26 protein-coding genes are annotated in these 22660 nt (G+C 38.7%); 13 read left to right on the forward strand and 13 right to left on the reverse strand.

The window, feature by feature from the left end; translation table 11 throughout:
- Nucleotides 1-296 precede the first annotated feature (296 nt).
- A complete protein-coding gene (locus DBK98_RS09695; protein WP_005809840.1) occupies nt 297-656 on the reverse strand; it encodes a helix-turn-helix domain-containing protein in 360 nt (119 codons plus the stop codon).
- Between the two features lie 227 nt (nt 657-883).
- Between DBK98_RS09695 and DBK98_RS09700 the strand changes: the two genes are divergently transcribed.
- Nucleotides 884-2461, forward strand: a complete 1578-nt coding sequence (locus DBK98_RS09700; protein ID WP_032536809.1) for a hypothetical protein — start codon at nt 884-886, stop codon at nt 2459-2461.
- A 47-nt stretch (nt 2462-2508) separates the two neighbouring features.
- Nucleotides 2509-3288, forward strand: coding sequence for a BT1926 family outer membrane beta-barrel protein (locus tag DBK98_RS09705; RefSeq protein WP_005809836.1), 780 nt, complete (start codon nt 2509-2511; stop codon nt 3286-3288).
- A 105-nt stretch (nt 3289-3393) separates the two neighbouring features.
- On the opposite strand, the gene DBK98_RS09710 is transcribed toward DBK98_RS09705, so the two are convergent.
- The 4 genes from DBK98_RS09710 to DBK98_RS09725 all read right to left on the reverse strand — a co-directional run bounded on the left by DBK98_RS09710 (nt 3394) and on the right by DBK98_RS09725 (nt 5634).
- Nucleotides 3394-3819, reverse strand: coding sequence for an RNA-binding S4 domain-containing protein (locus tag DBK98_RS09710; RefSeq protein ID WP_005809834.1), 426 nt, complete (start codon nt 3817-3819; stop codon nt 3394-3396).
- A 25-nt stretch (nt 3820-3844) separates the two neighbouring features.
- A complete protein-coding gene (pth, locus tag DBK98_RS09715) occupies nt 3845-4408 on the reverse strand; it encodes an aminoacyl-tRNA hydrolase (RefSeq protein WP_005809833.1) in 564 nt (187 codons plus the stop codon).
- A 104-nt stretch (nt 4409-4512) separates the two neighbouring features.
- Entirely contained in the window at nt 4513-5103 is a 591-nt protein-coding gene (locus tag DBK98_RS09720; RefSeq protein ID WP_005809832.1) for a 50S ribosomal protein L25/general stress protein Ctc, read from the reverse strand.
- A gap of 144 nt (nt 5104-5247) precedes the next feature.
- Complete coding sequence (locus DBK98_RS09725) at nt 5248-5634, reverse strand: PUR family DNA/RNA-binding protein (protein ID WP_005809831.1); 387 nt, start codon at nt 5632-5634, stop codon at nt 5248-5250.
- Between the two features lie 168 nt (nt 5635-5802).
- Between DBK98_RS09725 and nusB the strand changes: the two genes are divergently transcribed.
- The 6 genes from nusB (at nt 5803) to DBK98_RS09755 (ending at nt 9914) form a co-directional block, all read left to right on the forward strand.
- Nucleotides 5803-6729: a transcription antitermination factor NusB gene (gene nusB, locus DBK98_RS09730; protein WP_005775923.1), complete on the forward strand. Its 927-nt coding sequence runs from the start codon at nt 5803-5805 to the stop codon at nt 6727-6729.
- 45 nt (nt 6730-6774) lie between these two features.
- On the forward strand, nt 6775-7101 hold the full coding sequence (gene yajC / locus DBK98_RS09735; RefSeq protein ID WP_005775925.1) for a preprotein translocase subunit YajC: 327 nt from the start codon (nt 6775-6777) through the stop codon (nt 7099-7101).
- Between the two features lie 23 nt (nt 7102-7124).
- A complete protein-coding gene (locus DBK98_RS09740) occupies nt 7125-8138 on the forward strand; it encodes a CdaR family protein (RefSeq protein ID WP_005775926.1) in 1014 nt (337 codons plus the stop codon).
- Complete coding sequence (gene coaE, locus DBK98_RS09745) at nt 8128-8745, forward strand: dephospho-CoA kinase (RefSeq protein WP_032535515.1); 618 nt, start codon at nt 8128-8130, stop codon at nt 8743-8745. Before DBK98_RS09740 ends, coaE begins: the two co-directional genes overlap by 11 nt.
- Before the next feature lie 17 nt (nt 8746-8762).
- Nucleotides 8763-9179, forward strand: coding sequence for a DUF5606 domain-containing protein (locus DBK98_RS09750; RefSeq protein WP_005775928.1), 417 nt, complete (start codon nt 8763-8765; stop codon nt 9177-9179).
- Between the two features lie 495 nt (nt 9180-9674).
- Nucleotides 9675-9914, forward strand: a complete 240-nt coding sequence (locus DBK98_RS09755; protein WP_032535516.1) for a hypothetical protein — start codon at nt 9675-9677, stop codon at nt 9912-9914.
- Nucleotides 9915-9990: 76 nt separating this feature from the next.
- Here DBK98_RS09755 and clpB read toward each other — a convergent pair whose 3' ends face one another.
- Entirely contained in the window at nt 9991-12579 is a 2589-nt protein-coding gene (gene clpB, locus DBK98_RS09760; RefSeq protein ID WP_005775930.1) for an ATP-dependent chaperone ClpB, read from the reverse strand.
- Between the two features lie 223 nt (nt 12580-12802).
- Between clpB and DBK98_RS09765 the strand changes: the two genes are divergently transcribed.
- From DBK98_RS09765 to DBK98_RS09775, 3 genes are all read left to right on the forward strand, one after another.
- On the forward strand, nt 12803-13384 hold the full coding sequence (locus tag DBK98_RS09765) for a DUF6621 family protein (protein ID WP_032535517.1): 582 nt from the start codon (nt 12803-12805) through the stop codon (nt 13382-13384).
- Between the two features lie 24 nt (nt 13385-13408).
- A complete protein-coding gene (locus tag DBK98_RS09770) occupies nt 13409-14305 on the forward strand; it encodes a LysR substrate-binding domain-containing protein (protein ID WP_005775932.1) in 897 nt (298 codons plus the stop codon).
- A 78-nt stretch (nt 14306-14383) separates the two neighbouring features.
- Nucleotides 14384-15376 carry a YeiH family protein gene (locus DBK98_RS09775; RefSeq protein ID WP_005775933.1) on the forward strand — a complete coding sequence of 331 codons (993 nt, stop codon included), beginning with the start codon at nt 14384-14386 and terminating at the stop codon, nt 15374-15376.
- Between the two features lie 83 nt (nt 15377-15459).
- Here the strand turns inward: DBK98_RS09775 and DBK98_RS09780 are convergent, their stop codons facing one another.
- Genes DBK98_RS09780 through DBK98_RS09790 form a run of 3 tightly spaced genes read right to left on the reverse strand, consistent with a single transcriptional unit; the run spans nt 15460 to nt 17173 of the window.
- Nucleotides 15460-16143: a DUF4252 domain-containing protein gene (locus tag DBK98_RS09780; RefSeq protein ID WP_022011922.1), complete on the reverse strand. Its 684-nt coding sequence runs from the start codon at nt 16141-16143 to the stop codon at nt 15460-15462.
- 6 nt (nt 16144-16149) lie between these two features.
- Nucleotides 16150-16677, reverse strand: coding sequence for a hypothetical protein (locus DBK98_RS09785; RefSeq protein ID WP_005775935.1), 528 nt, complete (start codon nt 16675-16677; stop codon nt 16150-16152).
- Nucleotides 16658-17173 (reverse strand): RNA polymerase sigma factor, encoded by a 516-nt coding sequence (locus tag DBK98_RS09790; protein WP_005775936.1) that lies wholly within the window; start codon nt 17171-17173, stop codon nt 16658-16660. The genes DBK98_RS09785 and DBK98_RS09790 overlap by 20 nt, the downstream gene beginning before the upstream one ends.
- A 141-nt stretch (nt 17174-17314) precedes the next feature.
- Between DBK98_RS09790 and DBK98_RS09795 the strand changes: the two genes are divergently transcribed.
- Nucleotides 17315-17539 (forward strand): hypothetical protein, encoded by a 225-nt coding sequence (locus DBK98_RS09795; RefSeq protein WP_005809822.1) that lies wholly within the window; start codon nt 17315-17317, stop codon nt 17537-17539.
- Between the two features lie 63 nt (nt 17540-17602).
- Here the strand turns inward: DBK98_RS09795 and recA are convergent, their stop codons facing one another.
- The 4 genes from recA to DBK98_RS09815 all read right to left on the reverse strand — a co-directional run bounded on the left by recA (nt 17603) and on the right by DBK98_RS09815 (nt 21727).
- A complete protein-coding gene (recA, locus tag DBK98_RS09800) occupies nt 17603-18646 on the reverse strand; it encodes a recombinase RecA (RefSeq protein WP_005775938.1) in 1044 nt (347 codons plus the stop codon).
- Between the two features lie 10 nt (nt 18647-18656).
- Nucleotides 18657-19103: a thioredoxin-dependent thiol peroxidase gene (gene bcp / locus DBK98_RS09805; RefSeq protein ID WP_005775939.1), complete on the reverse strand. Its 447-nt coding sequence runs from the start codon at nt 19101-19103 to the stop codon at nt 18657-18659.
- Nucleotides 19104-19188: 85 nt separating this feature from the next.
- The gene (locus DBK98_RS09810; RefSeq protein WP_005809817.1) at nt 19189-20382 is read right to left on the reverse strand and encodes a saccharopine dehydrogenase family protein; all 1194 of its coding nucleotides are present in this window, start codon (nt 20380-20382) and stop codon (nt 19189-19191) included.
- A 94-nt stretch (nt 20383-20476) separates the two neighbouring features.
- The gene (locus tag DBK98_RS09815) at nt 20477-21727 is read right to left on the reverse strand and encodes a hypothetical protein (RefSeq protein WP_005809816.1); all 1251 of its coding nucleotides are present in this window, start codon (nt 21725-21727) and stop codon (nt 20477-20479) included.
- A gap of 124 nt (nt 21728-21851) precedes the next feature.
- Here DBK98_RS09815 and DBK98_RS09820 point away from each other — a divergent pair, with 124 nt between their 5' ends.
- Nucleotides 21852-22643 (forward strand): META domain-containing protein, encoded by a 792-nt coding sequence (locus tag DBK98_RS09820; RefSeq protein ID WP_005809815.1) that lies wholly within the window; start codon nt 21852-21854, stop codon nt 22641-22643.
- The last annotated feature ends 17 nt before the right edge of the window (nt 22644-22660 follow it).

A 22660-nucleotide genomic window follows, 5' to 3' on the forward strand; every position in this document is an offset into this window, starting at 1 on the left:
GAGTCATCTCTTGACTTTCTATTTTTATCTGCTGTTCTTATCTTTATTGATTATATCGTTTTTAATCAAGTGATTAATAGTCTAATGTTGAATGTTTATAAAGCTAACTTTAACATAGAGTTAAAGCTTGTTTTTTGAATGCAAAGAACAAGTTGTTTGCATTTAAAAGATTTGTTCTTTGTACAGAGGGAATAATGATCTTTGTTTTCTCCTTAACATTGTTAAATTATTCTGTTATGATTATATCTTTGCTTTGATAGCTTTTGTTCCCTATATATAATAAGGTGTAAACAACTCTACTTATTAGCTCCTCCATCCAGTAACTCGGCTATTTTCTTTTTCAGGTTTAGCTTGATAATTTCATCTTGCTGCAGTTCTATTTCTACTGTAATTTTGGCATTTCCCAATTTATATCTGATATCTTCGTTATCATAATTTCTCTGTTCTTGTTTGATGCTATATAAAAGGGCAAAATCATAATCTAACGCCAGTGAAATATTATATAATGTATCCGTATCAATGCTTTTCCTTGTCAGTAGATAATCTACACTTTGAGGCTTAACGTCCAATCTTCTTGCGAGTTCAGCTTTAGTGACCTGCCTCTCGGACATTATATTCTTGATAATTTCACCTATATAAATATTGCTTTTTTTCATTTGCATGAAAGTACAACATAATCCGAAGAGTTAGGTTTATCGGCATAAAAGAATATCTGTCTATTTCTGTATTTTGTTCATAATTTATTTGTTTTATCAGATAAATTGGGATATATTTGCTGCGGATAACAGAGAGGGGTGCACTAACACCCTTCTGGTAACAGAAGAAAAAACAGAGTGAAACATAACATTTATATTATTATTATTAACACTAAAATTTTGAGATTATGAAAAAGAAACTCATGATGGTTGCAGTGCTCCTGGGTGCTTTGTCACTGGGAGCTTGCGTAGATAACGACGAATCGGCATCGGTAACAGCGGTGCGTAACGCAAAAGCTGAACAGCTGAAAGGTGCTGCTGCATTGGCTAATGCACAGGCTGGCGTTCAGGATGCCCAAAAACGGTTGACTGAGGCAAAAGCTGCGGCTAAAGAATTTGAAAATCAAAAAGATCAAGAAGCCTATGAACGTGACAAAGAGAGGTTGATAGCTCAGGCAAATGCTGCTTTATGGGTAGCTAAGGCTAATGAAGAAAGAGCAAAACAAGACTTCCTGAATGTTGCGGATGAACAATTGAAGGGGTTATACGGTGAGTATCAAGGTTACTCTTCTCAGTTGAGTAGTCTACAGGAAACAAGAGATCAAAATGCAGTTACTCTGGCTAATTATAAAGCCGGGCTTATATCTTATAAGGAAGTAGTTGAAAAGCAGAAAGCTATCAAACTGGCTAATATAGCTCAGAATGATGCTAAAATTGCTGCTTATAGTAAGTACGATGGTTTGGATAAAGCTGATCTACAAAATAAAGCACTTGAGGCACTGCAGATTAAAAATAACGCAATAAAAGCAACAACAGCTGCCGCTCAAGCTAAAGTTCCTGCACAGAAGGCATATCAGGATGCTATTGCGGACTTTACAAGTGATGAATCTTCTTTGAAGACTGTGGTTGCTGCTCGTACCATAATAGATCAATTGCAGAATTTTGGTGTTGCCACTCCTATCACAGGCTGTGAATATGATTATATAGATGGTACTGGTGTATATTACTATTCAGGTCTGTTGTACATTGGTAATGGAGAATATATTCAGCCAATCGAAATAAGTTCAAAAGAGATAGCAGAAGATTTATCTGTTACTTATTATAGTTGGAAGTCTGAATATGCTAAAGAAAAGGCAACTCAAAATTTCAATAATAAATATGCTGCTGCTGTTAAACTTCTGGGCAAATCAGGTGATAAGGCTGACGCAGGAACCAAATATGCTGATTTAACCGCAGCGAATGAAGAACTGAAAGCTGCCGGTGAGGATCAAGTAAAAATTGATGCTGCCAACATTAGTATTGCTAAAGCTAAGGATGCTATAAATGAACAGAATGAATCCATTGCTGAATTGAAAGAGACAATAGAGTTGATTGCTTCAATGTCGGGAGCAGATGTTGCTGCTTATGATAAAGCTATTGAGGCTTTGAAGATAAATGAAACAGTTTTGGCTTATGTAGCTGCGTGCGATGCGTATGACGAGGCGGACGAAGCTTACGAGGTAGCTGATGCGAATTATTCTGCTTTATCTGCTTTAGCAAATAATTATGGGGTAGATGCCAAGGCCGAAATTCGGACTTTAGAAGCTGCCAATGCAACTTTAAATAAAGCAATTGCAGACTTAGATTCTACTTATGGCGTTTTGAATAGTGAACAACAAATTGCACGTCTTGAGGTTTCTGTAGCTAATCTTACAACGCAGATCGATGCTATTCAGAAACTTATGGATATAGTTATGGAGCAGATTAATGCTTTAATAGCAAAATAATCGCCAATAGTAACGGCAAATAAACAACAAATCAAAAAAAGTATCGTATGAAAATAAAAAGACTTTTAGTGTTGGCCGTTCTACCCATGATGTGTCTTGCAGCTAATGCGCAGAACTGTAGTAAAGACAATACTCCTAAAAAGGGTGACTTTACGGTAGCAGCTACTGTTGGATACAATAGTTACACAAACGTCACAGCCCCTTCGGGGCTGCTGACTGACTATGAAGTCAGAGCGCTCTCAACCAACTGGGCAGACAAAAAGCTGATGGTTGGTTTCGAAGGGGGCTGGTTCTTCAAAGATCAGTGGAAACTAAATTTGGGTGGCGGTGTCAGCTTCACGAATAACCCCGGTTATCCGGCTGTTCCCGGCACGATAGATGGTTCAGAATCGAATGGAAGTGGATCGGCAGACGATTTGATGGGAGAAATCCCTAACTACCGTGCCGTAGCCAGTGCCCAGTCGTTCGCCTATAATGTGTTGGCAGGTGTTGATCGTTATTTCAACATCAAGCGTGTTCCTAACCTGATGTGGTATACAGGCGTTCGCGTAGGTTTTGCTTACGGCGAAAATGAAATGAAGTATGATGAAGAGACCTCTATGGGCAAATCGGTTGCCGAAAGCTGGAATCTTCGTGGCGCCTTGACTATCGGTGTCGATTACTATGTTCTTCCTGCCCTCTACGTCGGTGCGCAGATCGATCCGTTTGCTTATACGTACAACAAGACTACGTATAATCCGCAAGCCGGTCTTGGCGATCTGTCGGCAGACAGCCATAACTACAGTGTTTTGGCGGCTCCGACATTGAAGATCGGATTTAAGTTTTGACCTCTATCTCCATCCGGCCGATAGGTTATCGGTCGGGTGGGTGATTTTATAAATAAGTCCATTTATTTATACCTCCCCGATGTCCGTGACGGCTGTCGGGGATTTTTATTTATTGTCTTCTTCAAAATCAAAGTCAAAATCAAAGTCATCCATAAATTCCGGAGTAGTGAATTCTTCAATGCTTCGACGGTCTTTTTTAGTCGGGCGTCCGGTGCCTCTTGCGCGATCAATGAAACCACTGATTTTGCTCATTTCCAAAAGTTCGTATTGATCGGGTGTCGTTACGTTTTCCATCATCTCGGATACAAGTTTTGCTCCGATTCGTTTCTCGATAGCTTGTAATACTTTGAAAGAGTATGTAATGGGGGGCTTTTTTACTTGAATTACGTCTCCTGGCTTTATCATACGAGATGCTTTCACAAACGATCCGTTGATGCTGATTCGTCCTTTTTTACAGGCCTCAGCGGCGATGGTGCGGGTTTTGAAGATGCGGACTGCCCACATCCATTTATCTATTCTTGCTTCAGGCATTGGGTTATAAATTGAAAATGAATTATTATTTTTTGTTGAATTGATTCATCGTTATGTCGATTCCTGCCAAACAAAAGCTTTTGGCAATCTCTCCGGCTGTCTCCAGGCGCTCGTTCATTGTTGTCCAGTCTTCTTCCGTAAAATGTCCTAATACGAAATCAACTTGTCCGCCCTTTGGGAAGTCATTGCCAATGCCAAATCTCAACCGTGCATAATTCTGAGTTCCCAAGATAGCTGCGATATGTTTTAATCCGTTATGACCTGCATCGCTACCTTTGCTTTTCAGACGTAATGTTCCAAAAGGAAGAGCCAGGTCATCAACGATGATTAGCATATTCTCCAATGGAATATTTTCCTTTTGCATCCAATAACGCACGGCATTGCCACTTAGATTCATAAATGTCGAAGGCTTTAACAGAATCATTTGTCTTCCTTTTACAGATAGGGTAGCTGTAAAGCCATAACGACCGTCCTTGAATGATAGGTTGTTTGCTTTGGCCAAAGCATCCAACACCATAAAGCCTATATTATGTCGCGTTTCATGGTATTCAGGACCAATGTTTCCTAATCCGACAATTAAGTATTTCATATCTTTCAGTTTATTTGTTTTAAATAAAAAACGCAGATTAACACAGATGTGAAATCTGCATTAATCTGCGTTTGAATGATATCTCTAATAAAGGGATAGCAATATTATTTTCCTGCTGCAGCAGCTGCACCTCTTGCCGCACGAGTCAACTTAACGGCACATACGACAGCATCTTTTGCGTTCAGAAGTTCCAGTCCTTCATAGCTCAATTCGCCTACTTTAACTGTTTTGCCAAGACCCAAGTGAGATACATTGACAGTCAGTTTCTCAGGAATAACGTTGTACAAAGCTTTAACTTTCAGTTTACGCATCTGCAATGCTAATTTACCACCGGCTTTCACACCTTCAGCAAGGCCTTCAAGTTGTACCGGTACTTCCATTACGATAGGTTTAGCTTCGTCAATCTGATAGAAGTCTACGTGCAGGATAGTATCTTTTACAGGGTGAAATTGAATGTCTTTCAAAATCGCATTCACTTTTTTGCCATCGATAATCAGGTCTACTACGTGGATGTGCGGAGTATAAACCAGATTGCGAAGTCCTTCGTTAGTCACTGTGAAGTGAACAACTTCTCCACCACCGTAAAGTACACAAGGTACACCACCGTTGTTACGAATTTCTTTCAAAGCTCTTGCCTGTTCAGAAGAGCGTTCTGCAATTGTTCTTGCAGTTCCTTTAACTTCAATTGATCTCATTTCTTGAAATTTTTTGTGTTACTCTAAATTAAGTTATTTTGCTTGCTTAATTCACCATCACACGATGTGATTATCACACGATGTGCAAAAAGCGGTGCAAAAGTACACTTTCTTTCTGAAATATCAAAGAATTGATGTTTTTAATTATTCAAAATCAATATCTATTTTAATTTCACTATCTAAAACTGCAGTTTCAGTTTCGCTTTCAGATTCGATTTTTTTTTCGGATTCTAAATCTTCGGTATATTCTTGATTCTGATTGATATAACTGATCGCTTGTTCAAGACCGGACATGAATTTACCAAAATCTTCTTTATACAAAAAGATTTTATGCTTTTCAAAACTTACCTGGGAATCGTCTCCTTCTCCCATTACGACTTTTTTGCTTTCAGTGATAGCAAGAAACATTTCATCTTTACGGTTCTTTTTAACGTCCAGATAATATATACGTTTACCAGCTTTAATCGATTTGGAGAATACAATCTCTTTATCATTCATGTCTGTTCCTATTTTCTTTTTAAAATCTTCCATATTGTTAGGTCTGTTTATAATTGGCTTCAAAATTGGATATTTTTTTTAAACCGTCAAAAGAAAAAGGAAAGAGAATGAAATACTGCATTAAAAAATGTGATTTATTTGCGTAAACTCATTAAAAATGTCTACTTTTGCAATTCGTTAATAACAGTATTAATTAAGATTATGATTAACAGAGTTCTTATTCGTCTAAAGATCATACAGATAGTGTATGCTTACTATCAAAACGGCAGCAAAAATTTAGACTCAGCGGAGAAAGAGTTGTTCTTTAGCCTCTCTAAGGCTTACGACTTATACAACTATTTGCTGATGCTTATGATTGCTTTGACGGAATATGCACAAAAACGCATTGACACAGCGAAAGCTAAATTGGCGCCGACAAAAGAAGAGTTGTATCCTAACATGAAGTTTGTGGAAAATAAGTTTATCGCACAACTTGAAGTAAATAAACAATTGAGCGAGTTTATAGCTAACCAGAAAAGAACCTGGGCAAACGATCAGGACTTTATCAAAGAATTGTACGAGAAGATTATTGCATCCGATATATATAAAGAATATATGGCTTCTTCCGATAAATCTTACGAAATGGATCGTGAGTTGTGGAGAAAACTATATAAAACGTTTGTTTTCAATAATGATTCGCTGGATCAAGTGTTGGAAGATCAGAGTTTATATTGGAATGATGATAAAGAGATTGTTGATACATTTGTATTGAAAACTATCAAGCGTTTTGAAGAAAAACAAGGGGCTAACCAGCCATTATTGCCTGAGTTTAAAGATGATGAAGATCAGGAATTTGCACGGCGCTTGTTCCGTCGGGCCATTCTGAATGCCGATTATTATCGGCATCTGATCAGTGAAAACACAAAGAACTGGGATTTGGATCGTGTAGCTTTCATGGATGTGATTATTATGCAGTGTGCGTTGGCAGAAATTCTTAGTTTTCCGAACATTCCGGTCAGTGTTTCGTTAAATGAGTATGTAGAGATTGCCAAACTCTATAGTACAGTGAAGAGCGGTAGCTTTATCAATGGTACATTGGACGGAATAGTTAATCAATTAAAAAAAGAAGGTAAGTTGACAAAAAACTAATACCTTTGTCCAAATAGATTAAAAAACTAAAAAACTGATTATTTTATGAACCTATTAACTGTATTTTTTCAAGCTCCTGCTGCTGGCCCTGATGGTAGTTTGATGTGGATTATGCTGATAGCAATGTTTGTTATCATGTATTTCTTCATGATTCGTCCGCAGAATAAGAAACAGAAAGAGATCGCTAATTTCCGTAAGTCTCTCCAGGTGAATCAGAATGTAATTACTGCTGGTGGTATTCATGGTGTGATTAAGGAAATCAATGATGATTATATTGTTCTTGAAATCGCTTCTAATGTAAAAATTAAGATAGATAAGAACTCTATTTTTGCAGATGCTTCAGCTGCCAATAGCCAGTCTGCTACGAAATAAGGAACTAAAAATAAATAAAGCCTATGTTCGAACGTAGGAACATAAAGTATATTTATTTAAAATTATCAAGAAGGATTAAGGACTTTCTGCTTAGTGATAAGAGCAGAGAGTTCTTAATTTTTTTATTTTTCTTTTTTATTGCAGGTGGATTTTGGCTGCTTCAAACATTAAATAATGATTATGAAGCAGAATTTTCAATTCCTGTTCGTTTGAAAGGAGTACCCAATCATGTAGTTTTAACTTCTGAACCTCCTTCTGAATTGCGTATCAAAGTAAAAGATAAGGGTACGGTATTGCTGAACTATATGTTGGGCAAAAGTTTCTTTCCGGTAAATATTGATTTTTCTGAGTCAAAGGCCCCTGATAATCATGTGAAGATTTATACTTCAGAACTTGAGAAAAAGATTCTGGGACAGCTCAATGTGTCCACTCGTCTGCTTTCTGTCAAACCAGATACCTTGGAGTATATTTATTCTACCGGAAAGTCGAAATTGGTACCTGTTAAATTAGAGGGTAAAGTTACTGCAGGGCGTCAATACTATATTTCCGATACCATTTATTCTCCGGATTCTGTTTTAGTATATGCTCCTGTAGCTATATTGGATACAATTACAACTGCCTATACACAAAAAGTGAACTTTGAGAATGTAGCGGATACATTGAGGCAACGAATTGCACTTGCCGGAGTGAAAGGAGCTAAGTTTGTTCCTGGAGCGATTGATTTAACTTTGCCTGTGGATATATATACGGAAAAGACTGTTGAAGTACCATTGCGTGGTATTAATTTTCCGGCAGATAAGGTGTTGAGAGCTTTTCCGTCTAAAGTCCAGATTACATTTCAGGTTGGACTAAGCCGTTTTCGCAAAATTAAGGCAAGTGATTTTGTTGTAAATGTCTCTTATGAAGAACTTTTAAAGTTGGGCACTGATAAATATACTGTCAAATTGAAGTCAGTTCCACGTGGAGTGAGTCATATACGCATTCATCCGGAGCAGGTTGATTTTCTTATAGAACAAGTTTCTTCTTATGGCAATTAAAATTGGTATAACCGGTGGGATAGGCAGTGGCAAAAGTATTGTTTCACGGCTACTTGAAGTAATGGGGATTCCTGTCTATATTTCAGATGAGGAGTCCAAGAGAATTGTAGCGACCGATCTTGTTATACGTAAGGAACTGTGCGACTTGGTAGGAGAGGAGGTTTTCTTAAACGGTAAATTAAATAAGGTCTTATTGGCTTCATACCTTTTTGCTTCCTCCATACATGCTTCTCAAGTTAATAGAATCATACATCCGAGAGTTAAAGAGCATTTCAGGCAATGGGCTTCACACAAGGGTTGTATGGATATTATAGGTATGGAATCAGCAATCCTTATAGAGTCGGGGTTTGCTGATGAGGTTGATTGTATTGTGATGGTTTATGCCCCTTTAGAAATAAGGGTGGATCGTGCAGTTCGGCGTGACAATGCTTCGTGTGAACAGATAATGCAACGTATTCGGAGCCAAATGAGTGATGAAGAAAAGTGTGAACAGGCTTCTTTCGTTATAATAAATGATGATGAGAAACCGTTGATACCACAGATTTTAGAGTTAATTGCTTTCCTATATCAAAAGATTCATTACCTTTGCTCCGCAAAAAATAACTAATATAAAAGTAATATACTATGTTAAAGACTATTTTGTCTATCTCCGGTAAACCGGGATTGTATAAGCTTATTTCGCAGGGGAAAAATATGTTAATTGTAGAAACAATTGATGCGACTAAGAAACGTTTTCCTGCTTATGGTAATGAAAAGATTATCTCTTTGGCAGATATAGCAATGTACACAAACGATTCGGAAGTACCTTTGCGTGACGTATTGCGTTCAATAAAAGAAAAGGAAAATGCAGCTACGGCCTCTATAGATGTGAAGAAGGCTACTCCCGAGCAGCTACGCCAATATTTAGCTGAGGTTTTGCCTGATTTTGATCGTGACAGAGTGTATGTGAATGATATCAAGAAATTGATCTTATGGTACAATATTCTTGTTTCTAACGGAATTACAGAATTTGGTGAAGAAGCTGCTGCTGAGGCGGAATAAAAATTAATTCTGTTTCTTTTAGTTAAAAGCGCAATATCCCTTACTGAAAGGGGGGATATTGCGCTTTTATTTTTTATCGTGCCCCAATAAACAAAAGGCTCCTTAAGCTGTTCTTGCATAACTATATAAAATTTGCATAGAATATTTTAGAGAACTTATTTGTCGTATTCAGGGCTTTTTAATTATCTTTGTTGCAATCCGTCGATACCTGAAGAGTCAGTGTTGCGAGGAATATTACACAAAAAGAACAAAAGCGTTTTTAAGATATTATTCTGTACTTGAAATCTGGACAATTTCACTATTCAGGAATAATGCAACGAACGCTCATGCTCTGCTGTATATGCAAATATATAGTATCGAGCGTGGGTTGTTGTACATTATTTGAATAGTGGCAGTCCAGAGCCTCAGGTACGATAATTGCAACGTTCCCACGCTTTTTTATATACGAAAGATTCTTTCGAGGGAACCGGGAGTGATAGGAGAGAAGGAAAGAGCATGAAAGCAACAAGAGATAGCGGTATCTGTATGAAACTGGACGATTCTACCGGAGTTTTGTCTTTGGAACGTCTGGAAGTTAATACAATGGTATACCTGTATAGTGAGCAGGGTGAGTTAATAGGGAAGATTCACTCAACGGGAGATTGTGTTACTTTTATATTGCCGAGAAGAGGCATGTATGTGCTTGTTATTCATTGTGCATCCTATCCGGTGGAGGTCAGGAGGATCACTTATTGAACTTTCAAGAAAGAGAAAAGCCGGTATACCATAAGGCATACCGGCAGATCGCTATAGTTTATAGATTCTCAATTCTTTAGTTACGAAAAACCAATCCGTCACCTTGTGCATCTACAATAATTGCTTTACTACGGTCTACTTCTTGTGCTAATAATTTCTTTGATAAATCATTTAATAAATATCTCTGAATAGCTCTTTTTACAGGACGTGCACCGAACTCTGGATCATAACCTACTTGTGAAAGAAAATCTAAAGCGGCATCTGTCAGCTTCAACTCTACTCCATTACCCGCAAGCATCTTCTGCACACTCTTGATTTGCAGCAGGACAATTTGTTTTATTTCTTTTTCCGTTAGTGGTAGAAACATGATGGTTTCATCAATACGGTTTAAGAATTCGGGGCGTATGGTTTTCTTTAGCATATTCATTACCTCTTTCTTGGTTTCTTCTACAACTTCGTCTTTGTTGGCACTGTTCAGTTTTTCCATTTGACTCTGTATGTAGCTACTACCCATATTAGAGGTCATGATGATAATTGTATTTTTGAAATTTACCACGCGACCTTTATTGTCTGTTAACCTTCCGTCATCAAGTACCTGTAACAATATATTGAATACATCCGGATGAGCCTTTTCGATCTCGTCAAACAGTACTACAGAATAGGGTTTACGCCGTATGGCTTCTGTCAACTGTCCTCCTTCATCGTATCCCACGTATCCCGGAGGTGCTCCAACTAAACGTGAAACACTATGTTTCTCTTGATATTCACTCATATCAATACGGGTCATCATTGTTTCATCATCAAAAAGAAACTCTGCGAGTGCTTTAGCCAGTTCGGTTTTACCTACTCCGGTAGTGCCCAGGAAGATGAAGGAACCAATCGGACGCTTGGGATCCTGCAATCCTGCGCGGCTGCGGCGTACGGCATCGGATACGGCTGCAATGGCTTCATCTTGCCCAATAACACGCTGATGTAATTCTTCTTCAAGATGAAGTAACTTGTCCTTTTCACTCTGCATCATTTTGCTTACGGGAATTCCGGTCCAGCGGGATACTACATCGGCGATATCTTCAGCATCTACCTCTTCCTTTATCATAGCTGTATCCCCTTGCATTTCATGTAACTTTTTCTGGGTATCCTCAATTTCCTTATTCAATTCTTGTAATTTTCCATATCGGATTTCTGCAACTTTCCCATAGTTTCCTTCACGTTCGGCCTTGTCAGCTTCAAATTTAAGATTTTCGATTTCAACTTTGTTCTGCTGGATTATATCCATCAGACTTTTTTCACTTTGCCATTTTGCTTTGTATGATTTCTCCTGTTCTTTCAGTTCGGCCAATTCTTTGCCGATTGTTTGTAATTTCGGTTCATCATTTTCGCGTTTAATGGCTTCCCGTTCGATCTCTAACTGTTTGATTTTACGTGATATTTCATCCAATCCTTCCGGGACGGAATCTACCTCCATACGGAGTTTGGCTGCCGCCTCATCCATGAGGTCAATTGCTTTATCCGGTAAAAAACGATCAGTGATATATCGACTGCTTAATTCTACGGCAGCTATGATTGCATCGTCTTTGATACGTACATGGTGATGATTTTCATATCGTTCTTTCAGACCACGCAGAATGGATATGGTACTCAGATTATCCGGCTCATCTACTTGTACTATCTGGAAACGGCGTTCCAAAGCTTTGTCTTTCTCAAAATACTTCTGGTATTCATCAAGGGTCGTAGCACCGATGGAACGTAACTCTCCACGGGCAAGTGCAGGTTTCAGGATATTAGCTGCATCCATGGCACCTTCTCCCTTCCCGGCTCCTACCAATGTATGGATCTCATCGATGAAGAGTATGATGTTACCTTCAGATTTTTTCACTTCATTCACTACGGATTTAAGCCGCTCTTCAAACTCTCCTTTGTATTTGGCTCCTGCAACCAGTGCCCCCATATCCAGAGAGTATACTTGTTTATCTTTCAGGTTTTCAGGAACATCTCCCCGGAGGATACGGTGTGCCAGCCCTTCAACGATTGCTGTTTTACCGGTACCCGGTTCACCTATTAATATAGGGTTATTTTTGGTGCGTCGACTCAGAATCTGAAGTACACGCCGAATTTCTTCGTCACGTCCGATCACCGGATCGAGTTTGCCGCTACGAGCGGCTTCGTTCAGGTTTATGGCGTATTTTTCCAGTGATTGATAATTATCTTCACTGGACTGAGAAGTGACTTTTTCTCCTTTTCTCAATTCATTAATAGCTCCGCGTAGTTCTTTTTCGGTCATTCCTGCATCTTTCAGAATAGTAGATACAGTACTCTTTACCGTTAGTAATGCCAGTAATAAGTGTTCCAGTGAAACAAATTCATCACCCATTTCTTTGGAATACTGTGTTGCTTTCTGGAAGACTTCGTTTGCTTCCCGACTCAAATAAGGCTCTCCGCCCGAAACTTTTGGGAAAGAGTCAATTTGCTTGTCGAGTACAAGGGCGATTTGCTGGCCGTTCAATCCTAACTTCTGGAAGATGAAGTTAGTAACATTTTCGCCTACCTTCATCACTCCATACAGGATATGAGCTGTTTCAATGGCTTGTTGTCCCCGGCTTTGTGCCAGATTGATCGCTTCTTGTACAGCTTCCTGTGATTTAATGGTAAAATTGTTGAAATTCATATCGTTTATTCTCCTTTCTTTTTCTTATTTTCAATAACACTATTGAAGGCGCAAAAGATTTGCCATGGGTTAAAAACTGACTTTTTTTCAGCTTTTTAAGGAATGTAAAAGCCAAAATGTCATATATTTTCCTTTTTACAAGGAAATTGTGTCCGAATGCAAGGGCATTTTAGAAGTATGTTGTATCTTTATAGCCTGAATATAATTATAAAGGAATTACTATATGGACGAAAAAATAAAGTTCCCTTCGAATGTGATATTGATAGATGCAGCGTTCTTGAATTTAGTTATAACGGATCTGAAGAAATATTTTGAGCGAACATTGAAGCGTGAGTTACAAGAGATTGATCTTTCGGAATTGATAACTTATTTAGCGTTAGACTCAGGCATAACAGAAGGAGAAAATCAAGTTCAAATATTAGTGGTATACGATAAGAATTCCGTCCGGTTATCTAATTGTGTACCGTCTGATTTATCTACAGAGCTGAATGGTGTAGCGTTTAAGAGTCAGTTTGGAGAATTTTCTTTTGCCGGTGTACCTTGTGAGGAAATGGTATCCCGTGAGGATTTATATCTCGATTTATTAAATATTGTTGCAGATTCTGCCGATGTGAGACAATTGATTTTAGTCTCTTTTAATGAAGAATATGGTGATAAAGTAATGAATCGGTTGAAGAAGATTAAAAATAAAAAAACGATTCAGTTTCGTATGAATGAACCGGAGGAAATGCCGGAAGGGTATCAATGGGAAATGCTTGCATATCCGTTGATGCAAGCGTTGGGAATCAGGGGAGAAGAATTGTAATATAGACAATAAACCTTTATATTTATGTCTGATTTTCGTCTAAAAGTATTTTTAAGTGTTGCTAAGAACCTTAGTTTTACGAAAGCGTCACAAGAGTTGTTTGTCAGTCAGCCTGCTATAACCAAGCATATTCAGGAATTGGAAACTTGCTATCAGGCCCGCTTGTTTGACAGGCAAGGGAATAAGATATCTTTGACAGAGGCAGGGAAGCTTTTGCAAGAACATAGTGAAAAGATATTGGAGGACTATAAACGGCTGGAATATGAAATGCATTTACTCCATAATGAATATATAGGTGATTTAAAGTTAGGTGCCAGTACTACAATTGCGCAATATGTGCTTCCTCCTTTATTGGCTAATTTTATAGCAAAATTTCCTCAGGTGAATCTTTCTTTGCTGAATGGGAATTCCAGAGAAATAGAAGCAGCTTTGCAGGAACACCGCATTGACTTAGGTTTAGTGGAGGGAATTTCTCGTTTGCCGAATCTTAAATATACTACGTTTTTGCAGGATGAATTGGTGGCTGTTGTCCACACAGGTAATAAGCTCTCATTACCGGATGAAATTACTCCGGAAGATTTATCCAGAATTCCTCTTGTGCTTCGTGAGAGAGGTTCGGGCACGTTGGATGTTTTTGAAAGAGCTTTGTCCGGACATAATATAAAGTTATCATCTTTGAATGTGCTTTTATATTTGGGTAGTACGGAGAGTATCAAATTGTTTCTGGAACATACAGATTGTATGGGAATTGTTTCTATCCGTTCCATCAGTCGTGAATTACTTTCCGGTACTTTCCGGGTTATCGAAATCAAAGGCATGCCTATGTTGCGTGAATTCTGTTTTGCCCAACCCCAAGGGCAGGAGAGTGGATTGTCACAGGTTTTGATGCAGTTTGCCATGCATCATAATAAAAAGTTATAAAGCATAATTAGATGCAATTGGCATATACCGATAAGTAGCCGTATCTTTGCACCCGAAAAATAAAAAAGATAATAAGATATGGTATCAGCTATTACGAAAACGTTACAGACAAACAATAAAAAGGTCTATGTTTCTTTACTTTCTATTTTGACTTTATTTCTAATGTTGGATTATGTTCCAGGATTGCAGGCACTTTCTGCATGGGTAACCCCACCATTAGCTCTCTTCCTTGGGTTAGCTTTCGCATTGACATGTGGACAGGCGCATCCGAAATTTAATAAAAAGACATCCAAATATTTGTTGCAATACTCTGTTGTCGGATTAGGTTTTGGTATGAATTTGCATTCGGCACTTGCTTCCGGTAAAGAAGGAATGGAGTTTACTATTATTTCAGTAATCGGTACACTGATCATTGGGTGGTTTATTGGTCGTAAGTTCCTGAAGGTAGATCGTAATACCTCTTATCTTATCAGTTCGGGTACGGCGATTTGTGGTGGTAGTGCCATTGCTGCTGTAGGTCCTGTAGTAAAGGCGAATGATAGTGAAATGTCTGTAGCGTTGGCTACAATATTCATATTAAACGCACTTGCACTTTTTATCTTTCCAGTAATCGGACATGCTTTAAATATGAGTCAACATGAGTTCGGAACTTGGGCTGCCATTGCTATTCATGATACAAGTTCTGTGGTAGGTGCCGGTGCTGCATACGGTGAGGAGGCACTAAAAGTTGCTACTACTATTAAATTGACCCGTGCCCTTTGGATTATTCCAATGGCATTTGCTACTTCGTTTATCTTTAAAAGTAAAGGACAGAAGATCAGCATTCCTTGGTTTATCTTCTTCTTTGTATTAGCTATGATTGTGAATACCTATTTGTTGGGTAGTGTGCCTGCATTGGGGGCAGCTATCAATGGATTGGCTCGTAAAACTTTAACTATCACTATGTTTTTCATCGGGGCTTCTCTTTCATTGGATGTTGTGAAGTCCGTAGGTATCAAACCTTTGATACAGGGAGTACTTTTGTGGGCAGTGATTAGTCTGAGCACTTTGGCATATATTTATTGGTGCTGATTAAATATAAACAGAACTGTATGTAAGAGGTACGATGTCTAAATACATCGTACCTCTTACATATAATAAATATCCTATATCATTTACTCTATACTTATGTTTTTTAGTTCTTTCCCAAGGTTTTTTAGTTCGTCATTCAAAGCGTTTAATTCTTCACTATAATTTGTATCTATAGTGTTCAAATTATAAGTTCCGCTTAATTCTATCATACCTTTTTGTTTGCTTATATCTTTCTTGCTGTCATAAATGACAGGTTTATTATTGGTATAGAGCCTATCTCCTGATATTATAAAGCACTGACTGGTATTTTGATACAACATTAGTTTTTTGATATCATCCGTTGTCATATCTCCTTCCATATATACAAATTTTAGGGAAGATGCTCCGTCCATTACCATAATTAGTTCTTTTATCTTACTTCCTTTACGATTTACATAGATTTCTGAACCGGAAGTTGTCCCTTTTTGTTTCATCAATAGTTCATATTTGGATGACTGCACCAAAGAACGAATATCTTTAGCCATCTCTTCACGTATCTTATTATCACGCGTAGAAAGGACCTGAACAGAATTCAAGTGTTCTGCCACCTTACCTATATAAAGGTCCTTCATAAATAAGTTCGGATTTAGTTCCATCATTGCTTTAGAGATGTAAACTGATGATACCCCTTTCATGTCGTTGTATTTGTTGAACAGATTCTTTTGTGCCTGACAAAAGAGAGGTGATAATAGCAGCACACAAACCAGAATAAATTTCATTGTTTTCATAACCGTTTATTTTTTTATTTCGTTTTTTACTTCTTGATGTATTCTTCTCATGTCAATTTGGCTTTCCTTCACTTCATTGAACCCGTTGTTCAGGTTAACGGAAATCTCCAGTAATGTCGCCTGAAACATTCGATAGGCTTCTTCCGGGTCAGAAAACGTGTCTTGCGGTGTAGGTGGACACACATTCTTACCCAGATTGTCGATACCATATCCAAGACCGACAAGTAATAATATAGTGGCTGCTATACTTCCAATCCAGCGCCAATTGTTCTTGGAACTGTTGGGGCGGAAGAAGCGTTGTTCTTTCTCGGCCATTTCATCAATCAACAAGTTTAGTTTGTCCTCCAAATATGCAGGAATTTCCACATCATGATCTGCGTTTAAGTAAAGGTTAAGAAAGATTTCTTTGTCCTTCAGCAGATGTTCGGGTACTTCCGTTGTTCTGAAATAATCTCTCAGCGCCTCTTCCTGGCTCTCGGTAGTAGTCCCCTCATAAAACTTGGCGAGCAACCTTTCAATTTCTTCGACTTTCATAATTATTCCATTTATTAAATTCTTCACGTATCTTTTTCCTTGCTCGTGATAGCAGTACACGAACATTAATAGAATTCAATCCGGTAACTTGTTCTATCTCTTCGTAAGAACAGCCTTTGATATCACGCATGTTTATGATCCGTTGCTGCTGTTCGGGTAAGTGGGCTATGATATCTGTTACCTGTCGTGCGCCTTCGCGTACTTCCAGGTTGTCCGACTGGGAAATATCCTGAACGGCAGACAGTTCTACGGTTTGTCGGGACAATATGTACTTTCCTGAGCGGAGCAAATCAAAACACATATTCTTTACCAAAGTGACACTAAATGCTTCCGGATTACTAATAACAGTCAGTCCTTCCCGCTTATCCCACAGCTTCAGGTAGGCTTCTTGCACTATATCCTCCGCATCGGCTGAATTCTCCAGTAGTCGGTAAGCTACACGGTACAGTTTGCGGTGATAAGGCAGAAACTCTTTTTTAAAACTCTCAGCATCCATGGATTCGTTTTTGTCAATGTTTATATTTGTAAGACGTAACGGGACGAATTATGTTACAAAGAAAGAGAAAAAAGAGCAAGTAATATGAAGATATTTGATGAAAAGGATGTACTTTTAATGACTTAATTAAAATGAAATACTATGAGTGAAAGTGAAATTACGAAATTGGATATTATTGTAGAGGTATTAGGTGAGAGAGAACCAGAGATACGGCGCTTGGTTACATTGGATGATCGGATAAGGACATTTGCAGAGTCTGGTGATGAAAATGGTCAGAGAATGCCAATTGAACTTATAGCGGAGTGGGCGATGTTACTGGATAAGTACTATCCGTTGGCATTGGAAAAACGGAATTCTCTGAATTGATATATGATAAACGATTGGCTGTCATTCAATGAAATACAGCCAATCGTTATCTATTGATTAGAGTTATTTGTGTTCTCTCAATTTTTCGAAGATTAATCCTTCCAGTTCTTCAGCGAGTTCAGGATTATCGGCAATACACTGTTTAGCTGCATCGCGACCTTGTCCCAGCTTCGTGTCATTATAGCTATACCATGAACCACTTTTCTTGATGATTCCCAAATCGGCTCCCAGATCAATAATCTCTCCAGAATGTGATATACCTTCGCCAAACATGATATCGAATTCTGCTTTACGGAAAGGAGGGGCTACTTTGTTCTTCACAACCTTGACCTTTGTTTGTTTACCAATCACTTCTTCACCGTCTTTTATTTGTTGTGAACCGCGGATATCCAAACGTACCGAAGCATAGAACTTCAATGCATTGCCACCGGTTGTTGTTTCGGGATTACCGAACATTACACCGATTTTCTCACGCAATTGGTTGATGAAAACACAAGTCGTACGGGTTTTACTCACTGCTGATGTCAACTTGCGTAATGCCTGAGACATTAATCGAGCCTGCAAACCTACTTTATTGTCGCCCATGTCTCCTTCTATTTCTGCTTTCGGAGTCAAGGCGGCTACGGAGTCCACTACGATGATGTCGATGGCTGAAGAGCGGATCAATTGCTCTGCAATTTCCAGTGCCTGTTCTCCGTTATCCGGTTGAGAGATAAATAGATTATCTACATCCACTCCCAGCTTGGCCGCATAAAAACGGTCAAAGGCATGTTCAGCATCAATGAAAGCGGCAATTCCACCGGCTTTTTGTGCTTCTGCAATGGCGTGGATCGCCAGTGTGGTTTTACCGGATGATTCCGGACCATAAATTTCAATTATTCTTCCGCGGGGATAACCGCCTACGCCTAATGCTGCATTCAGTGCAATCGAACCTGTAGGAATTACTTCTACTTGTTCTACCACTTCTTCACCCATTTTCATGATAGAACCTTTACCGAAGCTTTTCTCTATCTTGTCCATGGCAGCCTGTAAGGCTTTTAATTTTTCGCTTGATGCCATTTTATTATTATCTGTTTCAAAATTTAACTCGTCTTCTTTCTTTGCCATAATGATCGATTTATAAAATTTGTGAAGCGTGTTCTTTGGTCTTTACCTCTTTCGGACCGATGATTCGTTCAACGACTCCTTCTTCATTGATCAGGAAAGTAGTGCGTAAAGTACCCATATAGGCACGGCCATATAGCTTTTTTTCTCCCCATACTCCAAATTGCTCTACTAATTTTTTATCAGTATCGGCAATCAAGGTAAATGGCAGATTATTCTTTTCAATAAATTTTTGATGTGACTTTTCATTGTCTACACTAACACCGATCACTTCGTATCCGGCCTTACGCAATTCTGCGTAATTGTCACGCAGGCTGCAAGCCTGAGCCGTACAGCCGGAAGTGCTATCTTTGGGGTAGAAATAAAGGACGATTTTTCTTCCTTTATAGTTGCTGAGGCGTACCTCTTCTCCCTTTTCATTGATACCCAGCAATTCAGGGGCTTTATCTCCTATATTCATCTTTGATGATTTTCCCAATGTATAAATTATGTCAATCAGCTTACCACAAGGTGGCATATAGCCAATTGACATATTATTATGTTAATTACAATTCCAGGTTTCCGTCGAATTCTTCGTGCCAAGGCAGACCTTGTTTGTTCAATTGTTCCATGAACGGATCCGGATTAAACTCTTCCACATTATTCACACCCGGTCGCTTCCATTCGCCTTTGAAGAACATCATGGCACCAATCATGGCCGGGACACCTGTGGTATAGCTTACTCCCTGCATACCCGTTTCTTTGTATGCTGCTTCGTGACTACAGTTATTGTATACATAGTAGGTACGTTCTTTGCCATCTTTTAAGCCACGGATGCGGCAACCGATAGAGGTTTCCCCTTCGTAATTTTCACCCAGATCTTGAGGATTAGGTAGCACGGCCTTCAAGAATTGCAAAGGAACAATTTTTTGCCCGTTGTAATCGATTTCGTCGATGCGGGCCATACCGATGTTCTGAATCACACGTAGGTGAGTCAGATATTCCTGACCGAATGTCATCCAGAAACGTGCTCGTTTGATAGTTGGAAAGTGTTTTACAAGTGATTCTAACTCTTCGTGGTATAACAAGTATGAGTCACGAGGACCTATATTCGGATAAGTCAAGTCTTTATGAATTTCCAAGGGTCCGGTGGTTACCCACTGTCCGTTTTCATAATAACGTCCGTTTTGGGTGATTTCACGGATATTGATTTCCGGATTGAAGTTTGTAGCAAAAGCCTTGTGATGATTTCCGGCATTACAATCTACTATATCCAGGTATTGAATTTCATCGAAATAATGTTTGGCAGCATATGCCGTATAAATGCCACTCACCCCTGGGTCGAATCCACAACCTAAGATAGCAGTCAGACCTGCCTCTTTGAAACGTTCGTGATAAGCCCATTGCCAGCTATATTCAAAGTGAGCTTCGTCTTTAGGCTCATAATTAGCGGTATCCAGGTAGTTTACACCTGCTTTCAGGCAGGCTTCCATGATAGTCAGATCTTGATAAGGCAAAGCAACGTTAATAACCATTTCCGGTTTGAAGTCGTTGAATAGTGCTACCAGTTCGTCTACATTATCAGCATCCACTTGGGCTGTTTTTATGCTGGGGTTGCCGATGGCTTTCACAATGTCGTCACATTTTGACTTCGTGCGGCTGGCGATCATGATATCAGTAAATACATCGGCATTTTGTGCCACTTTGTGTGCTACAACGGTACCTACACCGCCTGCACCGATAATAAGAACTCTACCCATTTCTTTAATTAAGAATTTTAAATTAAGAATTTAAGAATTGTTGATGGAACAAATATACGGCATTATTTCAGAATATTCGCCGATTTAAGTTTCTTTATTTGGCGCGAAGCAAGATACCATTTTCAAACTCCAGTATTTTTCCTCTGTATAACCATGTCTCAAAACGAGAGTCGGTCCGGGCTCTGATTTCGATAGGTTCGCCGATTGCCAACTTACACTCTTCGGTTGTCATACCCGGTTTTACCTCTCCTTTAGCAAGCATTAACCAGTTGGCTTCGCTAATGTTCGGATATTTTTTTCGTATGTTGGCAAATTCAAAAAGATTTTCGATGAAATCTTCATTTCTAAGGATAGGGTCATATCTCAAATCTACTTTTATTCGGTATGTTGTTCCCAAAACATCTGCCAGTAGGAGTGTAGCTGACGTTCCTGTTTTTTCAGGTTGCACATCTTTGATTTGTAGGGGAGTATAACGCAGTAAATCTGCTTGTTTTGTTCGTATTGTTTTTAAGGGATAAACGGCTTGTCCGATATATTTAGATTGAATGGACTCTTTGGCTTTAATGTCCGGATTGGTAAAAGAAAATGCATTGGGGAAGTAGCTCATCCTTTTTTCTGCTTGAAAATCTTCAGGTTCCATACAGGAATTTGTTCTGGACATGGCTACGTCAATATAATAGGTGTTCCCTTCACTGTCAGTAAAAACAATTCTCACAGGAAAAGCTTTGCTACCAATACTTATTGCTATGACTTTTACGGGTTCGCCTTTGGGAATGCTGACCTCTCTGTATCCGGAGTAACTGCTGACATCATCTACTTTTACTATGGTAGTCCGGGTATAAAGTGTTTTTCCAATCAATAATTCTTTGGCAGTATTTATATCTTGCAGGTAGACGAGCCCGTTGATACCGGCACGAGGATCTTTATCACACAGATCGTTTAGTTTGGTATCTTTCATTTCGTAATAGTATTTTTTACCTTCACATTCAAAAATGAAACGTGAAGTATATATTTTACCGATATATGTTTCATGCTCTGTTTCTTCTGATCCTACATATTCTACAGTTTTATTTTTGAGTAAGTCGTTAACTACTTCTTTCCCGTTTTCGTAACAATAAAATATGGGGATGAATTCGTCACCACTATCCGGAATAAACATAAATTTTATTCCAGGTGTCCACTTACATAATTGCTTCATCGGAAAATACGTTGTTATGAAATTCGTTTCTTCATCAACCGATGGAGCCAAGGGGGAAGAGAGGGGTACGGAATAATCTTTCTGTGCAATTGCCGCCGAAGCGACTGTCAAGAGGAGGAGTAATAAGGTTCTGATACGTCTTTTCATGATTGTATATTGTTTGTTGAACTATTCGTATGTCTGTTCTGTTTATCTTAATTCGACAAATGTATCAACTTTATATTATTTTTTATCTATATTTGCGCCAATATTTAACTTAAATAGTATAACAATGAAAAAAGTATTGTTTTCAATTTGCATGGCAGGTGCAGCATTCGCAATGTCATCTTGTGGTTCAACCAAAGAGACCGCTTCTTTATCATCTTTAAATGGTGAATGGAACATTATTGAAGTGAACGGTTCAGCTATTGTTCCGGCAGAGAATCAGGAATTGCCGTTTATCGGTTTTGATACAGCAACTGGAAAAGTATATGGTAACAGCGGCTGTAATCGTATGATGGGTTCGATAGATCTAAATTCAAAACCCGGTACTATTGATATGAGTCGTTTGGGAAGTACTCGTATGGCTTGTCCTGATATGACAACGGAACAAAATGTACTGAATGCATTGGGACAGGTAAAGAGTTATAAAAAGCTGGGTAAACAGAACATGGCTCTTTGTAATGCTTCCAGTCGCCCGGTAGTTGTCCTTCAGAAGAAAGTATCTACGGTGAAGTTGTCTGCACTGAACGGTGAATGGAAAATAGAGGAAGTGAATGGTGAGGCTATTCCTTCCGGTATGGAGAAGCAGCCTTTTATCAGTTTTGACATTAAAAAGAAATCTATTCATGGAAATGCCGGATGTAATCTGATTAATGGAGGATTTGAAACTGATAAAGAAAATCCTCGTTCTATTTCTTTCCCAAATGTTATTTCTACTATGATGGCTTGTCCGGACATGGAGGTAGAAAGTAAAGTGATGAAGGCTATCAATGAGGTGAAATCATTTGATGTATTGTCCGGTGGTGGAATTGGTTTGTATAACGCAGACGGAACATTGGTAATGGTATTAGTGAAAAAATAGTAGTGCCTTAGTTAAAA

Origin of the sequence: Bacteroides sp. PHL 2737, from assembly GCF_004115325.2 — a bacterium.
In the GTDB taxonomy this organism is placed as follows: Bacteria; Bacteroidota; Bacteroidia; order Bacteroidales; family Bacteroidaceae; genus Bacteroides; species Bacteroides hominis.